This window comes from Zoogloea sp. JDB1 (genome assembly GCF_056724025.1).
In genome coordinates this window covers 2,454,637-2,471,994 of sequence record NZ_CM161496.1, presented here as the reverse complement: position 1 = coordinate 2,471,994, position 17,358 = coordinate 2,454,637, and the positions used below count along the sequence as shown (strand labels likewise).

5 protein-coding genes are annotated in these 17,358 nt (G+C 65.1%); 3 read left to right on the top strand and 2 right to left on the bottom strand.

Annotation, left to right across the window (positions count from 1 at the left end):
* Positions 1-15: 15 nt before the first annotated feature.
* The 3 genes from AC1PPK_RS11005 (at position 16) to AC1PPK_RS10995 (ending at position 14,480) form a co-directional block, all read left to right on the top strand.
* Positions 16-11,685, top strand: a complete 11,670-nt coding sequence (locus AC1PPK_RS11005; protein WP_481117862.1) for an Ig-like domain-containing protein — start codon at positions 16-18, stop codon at positions 11,683-11,685.
* Positions 11,686-12,441: 756 nt separating this feature from the next.
* Positions 12,442-13,854, top strand: coding sequence for a HAMP domain-containing sensor histidine kinase (locus AC1PPK_RS11000; protein ID WP_481117861.1), 1,413 nt, complete (start codon positions 12,442-12,444; stop codon positions 13,852-13,854).
* Positions 13,851-14,480: a response regulator gene (locus AC1PPK_RS10995; RefSeq protein ID WP_481117860.1), complete on the top strand. Its 630-nt coding sequence runs from the start codon at positions 13,851-13,853 to the stop codon at positions 14,478-14,480. The genes AC1PPK_RS11000 and AC1PPK_RS10995 overlap by 4 nt, the downstream gene beginning before the upstream one ends.
* Before the next feature lie 23 nt (positions 14,481-14,503).
* Here AC1PPK_RS10995 and AC1PPK_RS10990 read toward each other — a convergent pair whose 3' ends face one another.
* Both AC1PPK_RS10990 and AC1PPK_RS10985 read right to left on the bottom strand, forming a co-directional pair.
* Entirely contained in the window at positions 14,504-16,264 is a 1,761-nt protein-coding gene (locus AC1PPK_RS10990) for an outer membrane protein assembly factor BamB family protein (RefSeq protein ID WP_481117859.1), read from the bottom strand.
* A 28-nt stretch (positions 16,265-16,292) separates the two neighbouring features.
* Positions 16,293-17,141 carry a substrate-binding periplasmic protein gene (locus AC1PPK_RS10985; protein WP_481117858.1) on the bottom strand — a complete coding sequence of 283 codons (849 nt, stop codon included), beginning with the start codon at positions 17,139-17,141 and terminating at the stop codon, positions 16,293-16,295.
* Positions 17,142-17,358: the final 217 nt, after the last annotated feature.

Here is a 17,358-nt window from a genome sequence, read left to right as displayed (position 1 = left end):
AAGGACGAACCCGTAATGAATGCCCCGGAAACGAGCAATACCCAAGACATCGATTCGACAGCAGATGACAACAATTATGTAGTGAAAAAGGTGCTGGTGGTTGACAGCCGCCTGCCTGACTATCAAAAGATAGTCGATGCTGCCGAGCCTGGCGTAATGGTAATCGTGCTCGACAAAAACCGGGATGGGGTCAAACAAATCGCTGACGCACTCAAGGGCATGAGTGGCATCGACTCCATCAGCATCGTGTCGCACGGCGATCACGGCATGGTGCTGCTGGGCAACGCACCTTTGCATGGCGGCAACCTGGCGCAATACGCCGACGAATTGCACAGCATCGGACAGGCCCTGAGCGCTGACGGCGATATCGCCCTGTATGGTTGCGATGCAGGCTCCGGCACCGACGGGCAGGCATTCATTCAGGCCTTGGCTGCCGCAACGGGGGCGGATGTGGCGGCCTCCACCAACGATACTGGCGCGGCCAGTCTGGGGGGAGACTGGAACCTGGAAGTTGCAACCGGCACTATTGACTCAGTTCCAACGTTGGATGTGCAAAAGCTGGCCACCTATGGGCATATGCTGGCGACCCAGAGCGTCAGTACGCTAGCTGAACTGAAAACTGCAATTGCCACGGATATAAGCAATGGCGCCGATGACACCATCACTCTAACCAGTGACATTGCCTTTGCTACAGCAAGCGATACGATCACGCTTAACATCACTGATGGTCATACCATTACCATCGTCGGTGGAAACCATAAGCTGGATGGAAAGAACCTGACGCAGGTAGTCCATGTCACCGCCGGCTCGGTAGCCATTCAAGACCTGACGATCACCAACGGCTTTATATCCGGGAATGGTGGCGATGCGGGTATTGGCGGAGCTGATGCAAATGATGTAGGTGGGGCAGGAGGCAATGCCTTGGGCGCCGCAATTTATAACGCCGGCACTCTGACCATATCCGGAAGCACCATCAGCAATAGCAAGGCTGCGGGGGGCGGTGGCGGTGGCGGCATGGCCACTGGCGGTGGCGGTGGCGGCGGTGGTGGCGGCGGTTACAGCACAACAGCTGGCGGCAAAGGCGGCTCCGCTTACAAAGGCCAGAATGCGGGAGCCACCGGTACTGCGGGTAACGGAGGCGCCGGCGCTACGGTTTCAGCCCCCGGGGGGAGCGGTGGTGGATCGTTGGGTGGTGCGGGCGGGTCTGGCGGCTCCTACATCTCGGGTGGAAGCGGGGGTACGGCCAACGCGGGCGGCGGCCTGACCATTGGCGGTGGCGGTGGCGGTGCAGGCTATAGCGGCAAGGGCGGCGCTGGCGGGAATGCAGTCGGCGGCATCTACAACACCGGAACCTTGAAGATCACCACGAGTTCCATCGTCAACAATATTGCCGCCGGCGGCGGCGGCGGCGGCGGCGGCGGCAGCGGTTACAAGAGTAAGCCAGGCGGCAACGGCGGGTATGCAGTCGGCGGTCTTTCAAATAATGGCGGCACAGTCACCATAGATAAAAGCACCAGTGATTCGTTGGGCACAGGTAACACAGCAGGAGGTGGCAAGGGCGGTATCGCCGCAGGGCAATCCGGGACGGATGGCACGGCCTTCAATAAATCCATGGGGTCGATTACCGTCATCTCCCCCCCCACAGTCAGCCTCTCTGTCGACCACCAGAGCATTGCTGAAGCCGCCGGCAGTTCCACCGTCACAGCGACTTTGAGTGCGGCAGCCAGCACCGACACCGTGGTTACGCTAACCGCCACAGGGACGGCTAGCGGCAATGGCACTGATTACACCCTGGCCTCAAATACCATCACCATCAAGGCAGGCCAGACCACGGGTACGACGACAGTCACCGCCGTTCAGGACTCCTTGAATGAATTCGACGAGACGGTCATCCTCGACATTACAGGGGTTAGCGGGGGTGACAACGCAACCTCGAACGGTACCCAGCAGCAGACCGTAACCATTACTGACGACGATGCAACACCGACGATCTCGATTGCCAATGTAAGCCAGGCTGAAGGCAACAGCGGCACCAGCAACATGACGTTCACTGTGTCCCTCAGCGCTGCTTCCGGCAAACCAATATCGGTCAATTACGCCACATCTAACGGAACCGCCACCGCGGGCAGCGATTACACCGCAACGAGCGGCACGCTTAACTTCGCAGCCGGAGAAACGAGCAAGACGATCACCGTCGCGATTACTGGTGATACTACTGCTGAAACGGACGAGACCTTCACGCTGACTCTGTCCAGTCCGTCCAATGCGACGCTGAGTACGCCCTCTGCCACCGGTACCATTGTTGACGATGACACGGATACGACCCCTCCCACGGTCAGTACCATCGCTCGCGTAAACAGCGCCAATTCGAATGCTGTCAGCGTTCAATACACCGTCAAGTTTGCGGAAAGCGTAACCGGGGTCGATGCGAGCGACTTCACGCTCACCAAGGTGGGCAGCGCCAATGGAACCGTTTCCGGGGTAACCGGTAGCGGTGACACGTACACGGTGACGGTCAGTAGCATCACGGGCGATGGAACCTTGCGGTTGGACTTGAATGGTTCAGGTACTGGCATTACTGACACGGCAAGCAACGCGATCACGAGTGGCTTTAGCAGTGGTGAGGTTTATACCTTTGACCATACGCCCCCCACGCTGGCCATCACCAGTGATGTGTCGAGCTTGAAAGCGGGGGAAACCGCCACCATCACCTTCACCTTCAGCGAAGACCCTGGCAACACCTTTGCCTGGGACGGCAGCAGTGGTGACGTAGTCGTCACGGGCGGTACCCTGGGCGCAATTTCAGGCTCGGGCCTGACCCGCAGCGCCACCTTCACGCCCACGGCCAGCACCAATGGGGGTACTGCCAGCATTACCGTCGCCAGCAGCACCTACACTGACGCCGCCGGCAACAACGGTGGTGCAGGCTCCACACCAAGCCTCACCTTCGACACCCTCGCGCCCAATGCGCCCAGCACGCCCAATCTAAACAGTGACAGCGGTAGTTCCAGCACTGACAACATCACAAGCGTCACCACACCGACTTTGACCGGTACAGCCGAAGCCAACGCGACTGTCACCCTTTACGACACCGACGGCACTACCGTGCTGGGCACCGCCACCGCCGACGGCAGCGGCAACTGGAGCATCACCAGCAGCACCCTGAGCGATGGTATGCACACCCTGACCACCAAGGCCACCGATGCCGTCGGCAACGTCAGTGCCGCCTCGTCGTCCTTGTCCGTCACCATCGACACCACCGCCCCCAGCGCACCCAGCACCCCAGACCTGGATAGCGCCAGCGATAGCGGCAGTTCCAGCACCGACAACATCACCCGCAACACCACGCCGACCCTCACCGGCACCGCCGAAGCAGGCAGCACCGTCACCCTCTACGACACCGACGGCACCACCGTACTGGGCACCGCCACCACCGACGGCAGCGGCAACTGGAGCATCACCAGCGCCATGCTCACCGAGGGTAACCACACCCTGACCACCAAGGCGGTGGATGCGGCAGGCAACATCAGCACCGCCAGCAGCGCGCTGACGATCACCATCGACACCACCGCGCCGAGTGTCTCATCGCCGGACCTGACACCGGGAACCGACAGCGGCTTCTTCAACAACGACAACATCACCAACAAGACCAGTCCGACCTTCGCGGGCACAGGCTCTGCGGGCGATACGGTAAGCTTGTACGACACCGATGGCACCACCTTGCTGGGCTCCGGCACGATCAATGGCTCCGGCAAATGGAGCATCACGAGCATCAAGCTCGCCGAAGGCGTCCATGCGATTGGAACTAAGGTCTCCGATGCGGCCGGCAATACGAGCGCGCTGTCGTCTACCCTCAGCGTCACCATCGATACCACTGCGCCGACTTCGGCACCGAATGCCCCCGCACTCAGCAGCAGCGACGATAGTGGTGCCTCCAACAGTGATCACATCACGTCCAGCAGTAATCCGCTCATCACGGGTGACGGTGCCGATGCGAACTCGTATATCAGCCTCTATGATGACAACGGGGCATTCTTGCTGGATACGATCCAGGCTGACGGCACCGGCCATTGGGAATACAACCTCGGTGCTTTAAGCGATGGTGACCATGTACTCCTGGCAAAAGAGCTCGACGTCGCTGGCAACATCGGCCCGGCATCCAGCACGCTGACGGTCACGATCGATACTGCTGCCCCCGCCGCCCCCTCGGCGCCGAACCTTGATGCTGGAAGCGATTCGGGCAGCTCGAACAGCGACGCCCTCACCAAGAACAGCACCGCGACCCTGAGCGGCACGGCGGAAGCCAACGCCACCGTCACCCTCTACGACACCGATGGCACCACCGTACTGGGCACCGCCACGGCCGACGGCAGCGGAAACTGGTCCATCACCAGCAGCACCCTGAGCGAGGGCAGCCACACCCTCACCACCAAGGCCACCGACACGGCCGGCAATGTCAGCAGTGCATCTGCCGGCTTGTCCGTCACCATCGATACGACGGCACCCACCACCACCGTCTCGAGCATCACCTTCTCGGCCGACACGGGCAGTTCAGCCAGCGATTTCATTACGCGGACCGCGGCGCAAACCCTTTCAGGCACCATCAGCGCCAACCTCGCCGCCGACGAGACTGTCGAAGTCTCGCTCGACAACGGCAGCACCTGGACGGTTGCCACCGCGTCCACCGGTTCGAACACCTGGAGCCTGAGTGGCCTGACCCTGACCAGCAGCGATACGCTCAAGGTCCGTGTGGTCGATACCGCGGGCAACGCCGGCACGATCGCCTCCCAGGCGTATGTGCTCGACACCACCGCCCCCAGCGCCCCCAGTACGCCCGACCTGGATAGCGCGAGCGACACCGGCTCGAGTAACGCTGACAACATCACCAAGAGCACCACGCCGACCTTCACCGGCACGGCCGAAGCCAATTCCAGCGTCACCCTCTACGACACCGACGGCAGCACCGTGCTGGGCACGGCGACCGCCGACGGCAGCGGCAACTGGTCCATCACCAGCAGCACCTTGAGCGAGGGCAGCCACACCCTCACCACCAAGGCGGTGGACACGGCGGGCAACACCAGCGTCGCCAGCGGAGAGCTGACGGTCACCCTCGACACCACCGCACCGAGCAGCCCCGGCACGCCGGACCTGGCGAGCGGCAGCGACACCGGCAGCTCCAGCACCGACAAGCTCACCAACGCCACCACGCCCACCGTCACCGGCACCGCCGAAGCCAATTCCACCGTCACCCTCTACGACACCGACGGCAGCACCGTGCTGGGCACGGCGACCGCCGATGGCAAGGGCAACTGGTCCATCACCAGCAGCACCCTGAGCGAGGGCAGCCACACCCTCACCACCAAGGCCACCGATGCCGGCGGCAACACCAGCGCGGCCTCCTCTGCGCTCAGCGTGACCGTCGACACCACGGTCCCCACGACACCGGCCGCGCCCACGCTGTCCGCCAGCTCCGACTCCGGTGTCTCCAGCTCGGACGGCATCACCAATCTCACCACCCTGGACTTCTCCGGCTCGACCGAAGCCTTCGCCGCCGTCAAGCTGTTCGATACCGACGGCAAGACCGTCATCGGCACCACGACCGCCGACGCCTTGGGCAAGTGGTCGGTCACCAGTTCGAGCCTGAGTGCCGGTACGCACAGCGTCACCCTCGAAGTGACCGACGTGACCGGCAATGTCAGCGCGACATCCCCGGCCACCACCGTGGAGATCGACGACACGGCGCCCGCCCTGGCCAGTGCCATCAAGCTGTCCGACACGGCACTCAAGGTCGGCGACACCTCGACGGTGACCTTCACCTTCACGGAAGCGGTCAGCGGTTTCACCACCGCCGACGTGACGGTCGCCAATGGCGACCTCTCCAAGCTCAGCAGCAGTGACGGCGGCACCACCTGGACGGCAACCCTGACGCCGACGGCCGACATCGAGGACGCCACCAACATCCTCACCCTGGACAACACCGGCATCGCCGACCTGGCCGGCAATGCCGGCACAGGGACAAGCAATTCGCCGAACTACAAGATCGACACGCTGCGCCCGAGCCTGGCATCGGCCATCACGATCTCGGACACGGCGCTCAAGATCGGCGACACCGCCACGGCCACCTTCACCTTCACGGAAGCGGTCAGCGGCTTCACCACCGCCGACGTGACAGTGCCCCATGGCACGCTCTCCAACCTCAGCAGCAGTGATGGCGGCACGACCTGGACCGCCACGCTGACGCCCAGTGCCAGCACCACCGCGGCGACCAACGTCATCACGCTGGACTACACCGGCATCAGTGATGCCGCCGGCAACGCCGGCTCGGGCACTGTCGATTCGGCCAACTACGCCGTCGACACGCAGCGTCCGACCGCGACGATTTCGCTGTCCGATACGGCGCTCAAGATCGGCGACACGTCCACCGTCACCTTCACCTTCACGGAGGCGGTCAGCGGCTTCACCACCGCCGATCTGCTTGCAGATAACGGCAAGATCAGCGGCTTGAGTTCGTCGGACGGCGGCATCACCTGGACCGCCACGCTGACCCCCGATGCCAGCATCAGCTCGGCGACCAACGTCATCACGCTGGACTACACGGGGGTGACCGACACGGCCGGCAATGCCGGCACCGGCACCCTCGACAGTGCCAACTACGCGATCGATACGGTGCGCCCGACCCTTGCGTCGGACATCACGATTTCGGATACGGCGCTCAAGATCGGCGATACCGCCACCGTCACCTTCGCTTTCACGGAAGCCGTCAGCGACTTCACCGTGGCCGATGTGACGGTCGCCAATGGCAGCCTCTCCAAGCTCAGCAGCAGCGACGGCGGCACCACCTGGACCGCCACGCTGACCCCGACGGACAATGTCGCTGACACCACCAACATCCTTACGCTGGACTACACCGGTATCAGCGATGCGGCCGGCAATGCCGGTTCGGGGACCGTCGATTCGCCGAACTACGCCATCGACACGCAGCGCCCGACCCTCGCCTCAAGCATCGCGATTTCCGACACGGCGCTCAAGATCGGCGATACCGCCACCGTCACCTTCACTTTCATGGATGCGGTCAGCGGTTTCACCACCGCCGACGTGACGGTGTCCCATGGCACCCTCAGCAATCTCAGCAGCAGTGACGGCGGCACGACCTGGACCGCCACGCTGACCCCGGCGGCCGGCACCACCGCCGCGACCAACGTCCTCACGCTGGACTACACGGGGGTGACCAACGCGGCCGGCAATGCCGGCACCGGCACGGTTAAAAGTGGCAACTATGCGATCGACACGGTGCGCCCGAGCCTCGCGTCGACCATCGCGATTTCCGACACGGCCCTCAAGATCGGCGACACGGCCACCGTCACCTTCGCCTTCACGGAAGCCGTCACCGGCTTCACCGCGGCCGATGTGACGGTCGCCAATGGCAGCCTCTCCAAGCTCAGCAGCAGCGACGGCGGCACGACCTGGACCGCCACGCTGACCCCGACGGCCAGCATCACGGACGCCACCAACGCGCTCACGCTGGACAGCACCGGCATCACCGACCTGGCGGGCAATGCCGGTTCGGGGACCGTCGATTCGCCGAACTACGCCATCGATACCGTGCGCCCGAGCCTCACCTCAAGCATCACGATCTCGGACACGGCCCTCAAGATCGGCGACACCGCCACCGTCACCTTCGCCTTCACGGAAGCCGTCAGCGGCTTCACGACCGCCGACGTGACGGTCGCCAATGGCAGCCTCTCCAAGCTCAGCAGCAGCGACGGCGGCCTCACCTGGACCGCCACGCTGACCCCGGCCGCCGGCGCCACCGCGGCCAGCAACGTCCTCACGCTGGACTACACCGGCATCGTCAACGCGGCCGGCAATGCCGGCACCGGCACGGCCGACAGTGCCAGCTACGCGGTCGATACCGTGCGCCCGACCCTCGCCTCAAGCATCGCGATCTCGGATACGGCCCTCAAGGTCGGCGACACGGCCACCGTCACCTTCGCCTTCACGGAAGCCGTCACCGGCTTTACGACTGCCGACGTGACGGTCGCCAATGGCAGCCTGTCCAACCTCAGCAGCAACGACGGCGGCCTCACCTGGACCGCCACGCTGACCCCGACAGCGGCCACCACCGCCGCGACCAACGCCCTCACGCTGGACTACACCGGCATTTCGGATGCGGCCGGCAACGCCGGCTCGGGGAGCGTCGATTCGGCCAACTACGCCGTCGACACGCAGCGTCCGACGGCAACGATCGCGCTGTCCGACACCGCCCTCAAGGTCGGCGACACGGCCACCGTCACCGTCACCTTCAGCGAAGCGGTCACCGGCTTCAGCAATGCCGACCTGAGCGTTGCCAACGGCACCCTGTCCGCCGTCGGCTCCAGCGACGGCGGGACCACCTGGACGGCGATCTACACGCCGACCGCCAACGTCACGGACGCCAGCAACGTCATCACGCTGAACAACGCCGGCCTCACCGACGTGGCGGGCAATGCCGGCACGGGCAGCACCGACTCGGCCCCCTACGCCATCGACACGCAGCGCCCGACGGCGACGATCGCGCTGTCCGACAGCGCCCTCAAGATCGGCGAGACGGCCACCGTCACCGTGACCTTCAGCGAAGCGGTCAGCGGCTTCAGCAATGCCGACCTGAGCGTTGCCAACGGCACCCTGTCCGCCGTCGGCTCCAACGACGGCGGGACCACCTGGACGGCGATCTACACGCCGACCGCCAACGTCACGGACACCAGCAACGCCATTACGCTGAACAACGCCGGCGTGGCCGATGCGGCGGGCAATGCCGGTAGCGGCACCACCGATTCGGCCCCCTACGCCATCGACACGCAGCGCCCGACGGCAACGATTGCGCTGTCCGACAGCGCCCTCAAGGTCGGCGAGACGGCCACCGTCACCGTCACCTTCAGCGAAGCGGTCACCGGCTTCAGCAATGCCGACCTGAGCGTCGCCAACGGCACCCTGTCCGCCGTCGGCTCCAACGACGGCGGGACCACCTGGACGGCGATCTACACGCCGACGGCCAACGTCACGGATGCCAGCAACGTCATCACGCTGAACAACGCCGGCATCACCGACGCGGCGGGCAATGCCGGCACGGGCACCACCGATTCGGCCCACTACGCCATCGACACGCAGCGCCCGACGGCGACGATCGCGCTGTCCGACAGCGCCCTCAAGGTCGGCGAGACGGCCACCCTCACCGTGACCTTCAGCGAAGCGGTGAGTGGTTTCAGCAATGCCGACCTGAGCGTTGCCAACGGCACCCTGTCCGCCGTCGGCTCCAACGACGGCGGGACCACCTGGACGGCGATCTACACGCCGACCGCCAACGTCACGGACGCCAGCAACCTCATCACGCTGGACAACGCCGGCATCACCGACGCGGCGGGCAATGCCGGCACGGGCAGCACCGATTCGGCCCACTACGCCATCGACACGCAGCGCCCGACGGCAACGATCGCGCTGTCCGACAGCGCCCTCAAGATCGGCGATACGGCCACCGTCACCGTCACCTTCAGCGAAGCGGTGAGTGGCTTCAGCAATGCCGACCTGAGCGTCGCCAACGGCACCCTGTCCGCCGTCGGCTCCAGCGACGGCGGCCTCACCTGGACGGCGACTTACACGCCGACCGCCGGCGTCACGGACACCAGCAACCTCATCACGCTGGATAACACCGGCGTGGCCGATGCGGCCGGCAACACCGGTACGGGTACCGCCAGCACGCTCAACTATGTCGTGGATACCCTTGCGCCCGCGGCGCCGGACATCCACGTCGTTGCCGCCGACGACATCATCAACGCACAGGAGGTCGGCACCACCCTCACCGGCAGCAACGAGGCCGGCGCCACCGTCGCACTGAGCCTGGGGGGCAACACGCGTACAGCCACCGTCGACGGCACGAGCTGGAGTTACACGCTGGTCGCTGCCGACATCGCGGCGATGGGCGAGGGCGTCAAGACGATCGGCGCAACCCAGACCGATGTGGCCGGCAACGTCGGCAGCACGGCGACACGCACCATCACGGTGGCCACGCTGGCACCGAATGCCCCCTCCGCGCCGGACATGACCCCGGCCAGCGATACCGGCACCTCCTCCAGCGACAACCTGACCTCCAGCACGACACCGACCTTCGTCGGCACCGCCCAGGCCGGCATGGCCGTCGCCCTCTACGACACCGACGGCACCACCTTGCTCGGCTCGACCGTGGCGGACGACAGTGGCAACTGGAGCATCACCGCCAGTGCCCTGGACAACGGTGTCCATACGCTGACCGCCAAAGCCCTCGACACGGCCGGCAACGTCAGCCTCGCCTCCCCCAGCCTGTCCGTCACCATCGACACCGCGGATGACGGCGACAACGTTCCGTCCTCCACGGAGCAGCTCGTCCCGGTACTCGAGGCCGGCGGTGTCACGGGGGATGGCAACGGCGATGGGGTCGCCGATGGCCAGCAGGCCAATGTCACGTCGGTACCATTCCTCAACACCGACACCGCCCAGAGCCATCCGGGGGACGCCCCGCCGGTCTTCGTGACGCTGGTCAGCGACTCGATCAATGGCAAGACCGATACGACCCAGGCCACGCCCACGGTCCTCAAGGCCGTTCAGCAGCTCGACGCCCCGGCCGACAAGCCCGCCGACCTCGCCATGCCGCTGGGGCTGATCGGCTTCCAGGCGGACCTTGCCACCGTCGGCGGGACGGAGCACTTCAGCCTGTATGTGGATGGCAGCATCCCCATCAACGGCTACTGGAAGCAGAACGCGGCCGGCGACTGGGTCAACCTGGCCAGCGCCCCATACGGCGGCCAGGTCGTCATCGAAGGCGGCAAGACGCGCCTGGACTTCCAGATCACCGACGGGAGCGAGTTCGACAGTGACGGCGTCAAGAACGGCGTGATCAGCGATCCGGGCGCACCCGGCTATCGGGCCACGACCAGCAGCAGCGACAGCGACAACGATCAGTTCCCCGATGCGCTGGAAGCGGCCAATGGCTTGACCGTCGGCACCAAGGACAACGACGTCTTCGGCAGCACGAAGTTCTTCGTCATGCAGCTTTATCGCGACACCCTGTTCCGTGAAGCGGAAAGCGGTGGTCTGAACTACTGGATGGATCAGATCGGCTCAGGGACGCTGACCCGCGACGAGGTCGCCTTGCGCTTTCTTGAGTCGCCGGAATTCCAGGGCGGCGCGGGGGGGCTCGCACGGCTTTACCTCGGCGCCTTCGGTCGCCTGCCCGACAAGGCCGGGATGGACTACTGGATGGCGGAACGCCTGAGCGACCACAGCCTCGCCACGATCGGTGCGGACTTTGCCGGCAGCGCCGAGTTCAAGGGCCTGTATGACGGGCTCGACAACGCCGGCTTCCTGAGCCAGCTCTACCAGCACGTGCTGGATCGGGCCCCGGACACGGCCGGGCAGACCTACTGGCAGGACCGCCTGACCGGCGGGAGCAGCCGCAGCGACGTGTTGCTGGAGATCACCCAGTCCGCCGAAGCCCGGGCCGCGACCGATCAGGCCGTCGGCGTGACGCTGGACTACGTCGGCCTGCTTGGACGCACCCCCGAGCCGGCCGGGTTCGACTACTGGATGGGCAAGCTGGATGACGGCATGCCCGTCACGGAAGTCATCGGCTTGTTCACGCAGACCACCGAGTACCACGACCGCTTCCTGCCGTAAGGCGCGGGGGCTGCACTTCAACGTGTATCTTGATGGGGGAGAGATCCCCCATTTTTTTGAGCTGAAAAGTAAAACCGACCTCAAGGTCGGGGGTTCGATGCGCCCCCCAATCGTGTGCCCCACGCCGGACGTCGCTCGGTACGCACAAGCCCTCTCCAGCGCACCGCTAATCTACACCCTGCCCTCCTCACGCAGCCCCCGCCTACGTTCTATGCGCGCGACCTGCCCACCCCATTCCGCAGTACAGCCGACCGGACGGACACTTCCGGCCCGACTGCAGAGGGAGGGAGTTCAGCTCATGGTTGAACCGGCTCAGGTCCCACCTAGACTTTTTCAGCGCCGGGGGCAGTGATTTCACCGCCGGGGGTAACCTCTTCATCTCCAAGCTGAACCGGTTCATCTCTGACGGCAACCGGTTCAGCACGAAGGTGAGCGGGTTCTCCTTGGACGTGAGCCGCTTCAGTACGAACCCGAACAAGTTCACCTCAGAGTTGAACCGGTTCCCCTCGGACTTGAACAACGCGCCCTTCGGGAATAACTGATGCCCAGGCGTGTCAGATTCAAGACGGGGGCCCGCAAAGCAGCGAAGATCACCGTAGCTTTTCTTGGTGCCTCCCGCCGACGCAGGGGTCTGGCATCGTCGGTGAGCACAAGCAGAATCGCCTGATCGCGGGCCATGGCTCCGGTCTTACGTCGGGCAATTTCCCCGGCGGTTTTGCGGCATCCTGTGGGGCAACCGAATTTGACCGCCCCGCCATGCTCCCCGCCCCCCGCCTGCGTCCCCTCGACCTCAAGCACCATCTCTTTGTCCGCGTCAGCCTGTTCGCACTGATCGTGCTGCTGCTGGGCGCGGTCGTAACGCTGCTGGAGGCGCGCTACCGGGTGCGCAATGACATCCAGCGCACGGGCATGGCGATCCGCCAGCTGATTACCGAAGAGGTCAACCGCAATTACTCTGCCTACGACGCCACCCTCGCCGAGCTCAACCTGGATCTCACCGCCCTCAAGGCGATGGGGCAAGTGCTCGATTTCTGCATCGAGATGAGCGACTTTCACACCCACACCGCCCATCGCCAGTGCTTTGCCGAGGCCATCGACCTGCCTGCGCCGGTGGAAGCCTTCATGCGTCAGGTCGTCGGCAGCGGTGCGGAGTTCCGCGGCAGCATCGGACAGTACCCGGGCATTACCGGCGGACAACTGGTGGTCACGCCAAACTATGGACGGGAGGTGCTGGAACTTGCCCTGAAGCTGGGCAATCTGGTCGCAGTGAGCACCATGATCCTGTTCTTCAGCTACTTCGTGTATCGGCCAGTACGCAACGCGCTGGCGCCATCGGAGGCAATCCTGGGTACCCTCGGCCGGATGGAACGGGGCGACCTCGAGGCCCGCATGCCCGGCTTCGCGCTCATCGAGCTCAACCGCATCGCCGAGGGCTTCAACCACCTGGCCGACCGCCTCGCCCGCACCATCCACAGCCAGCAGCGCCTCGCCCACCGGCTGCTATCGGTGCGCGAGGAAGAACGCCAGCACCTGGCCCGGGAGCTGCACGACGAGTTCGGCCAGTACCTGGCATCCCTCAATGCCGAGGCGGCCTTCGCCCGGGAACTGGCCGACGAAAGCGTCCCGGCCCTGCGCCCGTGTGTGGATTCCATCGTCAAGACCGTCGCCCACATGATGGAAACCCTGCAGCAGATCCTCCACCGCCTGCGCCCCATCGGGCTCGAGGAGTTCGGGCTGGTGCCCAGCCTCCAGCAGCTCATCGCCGGCTGGAACCAGCGCAGCCGCGACACCCGCTTCACCCTCGCCGCCGACAACGGGCTCGACGGCCTGTCGGACAACATCAACGTGAGCCTCTACCGGATCATCCAGGAAAGCCTCACCAACGCCGTCCGCCATGGCCTGCCGGACCAGGTGGACGTGAGCCTGCGGCGGGAGCCGGCCGGTCTGGTCCTCGAGATCCGCGACGACGGCCAGGGTGTCCGCAACGGGGAGGATGCCAGCCGGGCTGACAAACAGCCCGGCGGCTTCGGGCGGCTGGGCATGGAGGAGCGGGTGCTCGCGCTGGGCGGCACCCTGCGTATCACCCCGGCACCGGACCGAGGCACACTGGTAAGCGTGCGTCTCCCCCTCGCGAACGCCGAAGAGACCACCACCAAGGAGCCCTTGTGATCCGAATCCTGCTCGTCGATGACCACGCGGTGGTCCGCGAAGGCTACCGCCGCCTTCTCGAGCGCCGCACCGACCTGCGCGTGGAAGCCGAAGCCGGCTCTGCCGAGGAGGCGCTGCAGATCCTCCGCGAAAACCAGCCTGATCTCACCATCCTCGATCTGTCCCTGCCCGGCATGGGCGGCATCGAATTGACCCGGCGCATCCTCCAGCGCCAGCCCGAAGCCTGCATCCTGGTCTTCAGCATGCACCGCGACCCACTTTTCGCCGCCCAGGCGCTCCGTGCCGGGGCGCTGGGCTACGTGACCAAGAGCAGCAGCCCGGACGTGCTGATCCAGGCGGTGTATAAGGTCGCCCGGCGCGAAAAGGTGTTGAGCCCCGACATCGCCCCGGAGATGGCGCTCACCCTGCTGGAAGGCCCCAGCAATCCGGCCGAGGAGCTGAACCCGCGGGAGTTCGAGATCCTGCGCCTGCTCCTCGACGGACGAGGCGTCGAGGAGATCGGCAACATCCTCAACATCAGCCCGAAGACGGTGCAGAACGTGCACTACCAGATCAAGACCAAGCTCGGCGTGCGCACAGACCTCGAGCTCGCCCGGCTGGCCATGAAGCTCAAGCTGATTGGCTGAGACCAGGTACCTGGGGCCGGACCTTACTTCTTCAGGGTGTAGACCTGGAAGGTATCACCGGCCTTGTAGCCGAAGATCTGGTTGCCGCCGGCTGCCACGCCCACGTACTGCACACCGTCGATCTGCCACGTGATGGGCGGCGCATTGACGCCGGCATCGAGCTGGTCGCTCCACAGCGTCTGCCCGTTGGCCGCGTCGTAAGCGTTAAAGCGGCCGTTTCCCTCGCCCATGAAGACGAGGTTTCCGGTGGTAGCCAGCACCCCGCCCACCAAGGGCTGGGCAGTCTTGTGCTGCCATTTCATCTTGCCGGTGGCGAGGTCGATGGCCGACAGCACGCCCCAGCGGGGAGCGTCCATCAACGGCTCAAGCGTCGTGTACTCCACCGCGGGCTTGGCCTCCGTGGCCGGGATCACACGCTTGGTGTACTTCACCGGCCAGTGGATGGCCGGCACGTAGGCCACCAGTTTCTTGGCATCCACCGACGTGGGCGACCAGTTGATGCCGCCCAGCACACCGGGCAGGATCACCTGGCCTTCAGGCGTGGGGTTGGTGAAGGTGTTCTGATGGACGACGAACTCGTCCGACTTCTTCAGCAACTCGCCCGTGAGGCGGTTGTGGATGTAGTACCAGCCGATCTTGGCGGCCTGGCCCACCGCCGGCACGAGCTTGCCGTTGTGGGGGTAGTCGAACAGCACCGCCGGGCTCGCCACGTCGTAGCCCCACTGATCGTGGGGCACTTGCTGGTAATGCCAGCGGATCTTGCCCGTCTCCACGTCCAGGCACACCAGCGACACGGTGTACAGGTTGTCGCCGGGCCGCGAGGTGCCGTCCATCTGCGGCGACGGATTGCCGGTGCCGAAGTAGAGCAGCCCATTCTCGGAATCGATGGCTGGTGTGGACCACGCCGAACCGCCACCATAGCGCGCCGCGTCGGGGTATTTGGACAGGTCGGCACGTTCACTTTCGATATCCCGATGGAGCGGCACGCCGTCGGGCGTGCTGCGGCGGAACTCGCCTTCCCAGTGGGTCGGGGCAACGGTATCGAACTGCCACACCCGCTTGCCGGTGTTCGCGTCGAAGGCCGCCAGGAAGCCCGGCCGGCCGTAGTTGCCGGCAAAGCCCACCACCGCCCCCAGCGGTGCTCCGTCCCGGTCGGAATCCAGGTGCAGGCCGTAGCCCACGCCCGTTACCCCGATCAGCACCTTGCCCTTGTACACCACGGGCGCCATGGCAATGCCCACGCCGGACTGCCCGGCAATGGTGGCCTTGCGCAGCGGATCTGCCTCCGTGAGGGTGGAAACGGATTCCTGCCGGGCACTGTCGGCATCGGCCACCTCCACGTCCCACAGCACCTTGCCGGACTTGGCATCCAGCGCCACCAGCCGCGCATCCACGGTGCCGATGAAGACCTTGCCGTCCGCCACCGCCACGCCCCGGTTGGCCGGCCCGCAGCACAGCGGGTAATCCTTCTTGCGCGGGTGCTCGTAGCGCCACAGTTGGCGACCAGTCACCGCATCCAGCGCCACCACGCCGTTGAAGGGCAACGACAGATACACGGTGCGATCCACCATGAGCGGTGTTGACTGGAAGGTGGCCTTGACGCCGCTGCGGTAAGCCCACGCCCGGGTGAGTCCGCCCACGTTGCCGGTGTTGATTTGGCTCGGCGTGGCGTAACGCTGGTTGCTGAGGTCGAGGCCGTAGGTTGGCCACTCGATATCGGCGGCGAAGGCTGGCGCGAGCGCCAGAGTACAGAGGGCAGGGAGCAGTCGGATGTAGGTGCGCATTTGTCGGTCCAGGTCTCGAAGGGCGTACTCAGTTGGTGCGCGGGGTCACGCCGTAGCGCTTGAAGATGGCTGCCACGGTGCCGTCCTTCTGCAACTCGGCAAGCGCACCGCCGAGGGCCGTGGCGAGCTCGTCTGAGTCGGCTTTTACTGCCATGCCGATCGCCCAGCGCTTGGGGTTCAGCTCGCCCAACCTGGCCTCCTCGACGGCAAAACGGGGCTCGCCGACCAAGGCGCCCTCCAGCTCGGCCAGTGGCGCCATCACAGCAGCCACGCTGTCGTCCTGCAAGGCCTTGACGGCCTCGCCGATGGAGCGGAAATGGGTGACGTTGGAACGCAGCCGCCCTTGCAGCACGCTACCCAGGAAGGAATCGGCCAGCGTATCGCCCTCGACACCGATCTTCTCCCGGGTAAACACCTCCAGGGCCACCGCCGCAGAGCCCTTGGGCGCCGGGATGCGGCTGGCCACCCGCGCCATGCCCATCACCTCCTGCTGGTAGGCACCGAAGATGCGGGCCTGCTCGTTGTCCTTGGCGAACACTGGGTCCACCGGCACGCGCAACATCACGTCCGCCGGCTCGCCCCGCAGATAATGGCCTTTCCAGACCATGTTGCGGAGGTCGTCCCCCGTATCGTCGCCGGCCTTGAAGCCAATGATCTCGGCCTGCAGCCCCAGCTTGGCCGCCAGCGCCTGGCCCAACTCCACGTCAATCCCCTTGTCTCCCTCGGAATAGGGCGGGAAATTGTTGTACACCGCGACCTTCAGCCGCCCCCGCTTGTGGATCGCATCCATTTGTTCGTCGGCGTGCGCCGGTAGATGACAGGTGAGCAGGACGGCGGCCAATCCCAGCAGAAGCTGGCGGCGAGGGGAACGTTTCATCGGTAGTCTCCAGAAAGGCGAACGGGGTTGGGAATTGTTTTTTGTCGTTCGCCCGGATTCTAGGCGCCGCCTCCAGCGGCTGGAGCACACGAGCACGGGGTCGGGCAATTTTGCCGGACACGTCGGGCAAATTACCCGAGAGATCCAGGAGCCCCCCACAGCGCCCCGGATCCGTCCTCCAGCTTGCACCCGTCCAGCGGCTAGACGTGGAGACAGA

Bases quoted from the DNA above. Each gene is read 5' to 3' on its own strand.
- AC1PPK_RS10985 (WP_481117858.1), bottom strand. From the start codon at position 17,141: ATGAAACGTTCCCCTCGCCGCCAGCTTCTGCTGGGATTGGCCGCCGTC.
- AC1PPK_RS11005 (WP_481117862.1), top strand. From the start codon at position 16: ATGAATGCCCCGGAAACGAGCAATACCCAAGACATCGATTCGACAGCA.
- AC1PPK_RS10990 (WP_481117859.1), bottom strand. From the start codon at position 16,264: ATGCGCACCTACATCCGACTGCTCCCTGCCCTCTGTACTCTGGCGCTC.
- AC1PPK_RS11000 (WP_481117861.1), top strand. From the start codon at position 12,442: ATGCTCCCCGCCCCCCGCCTGCGTCCCCTCGACCTCAAGCACCATCTC.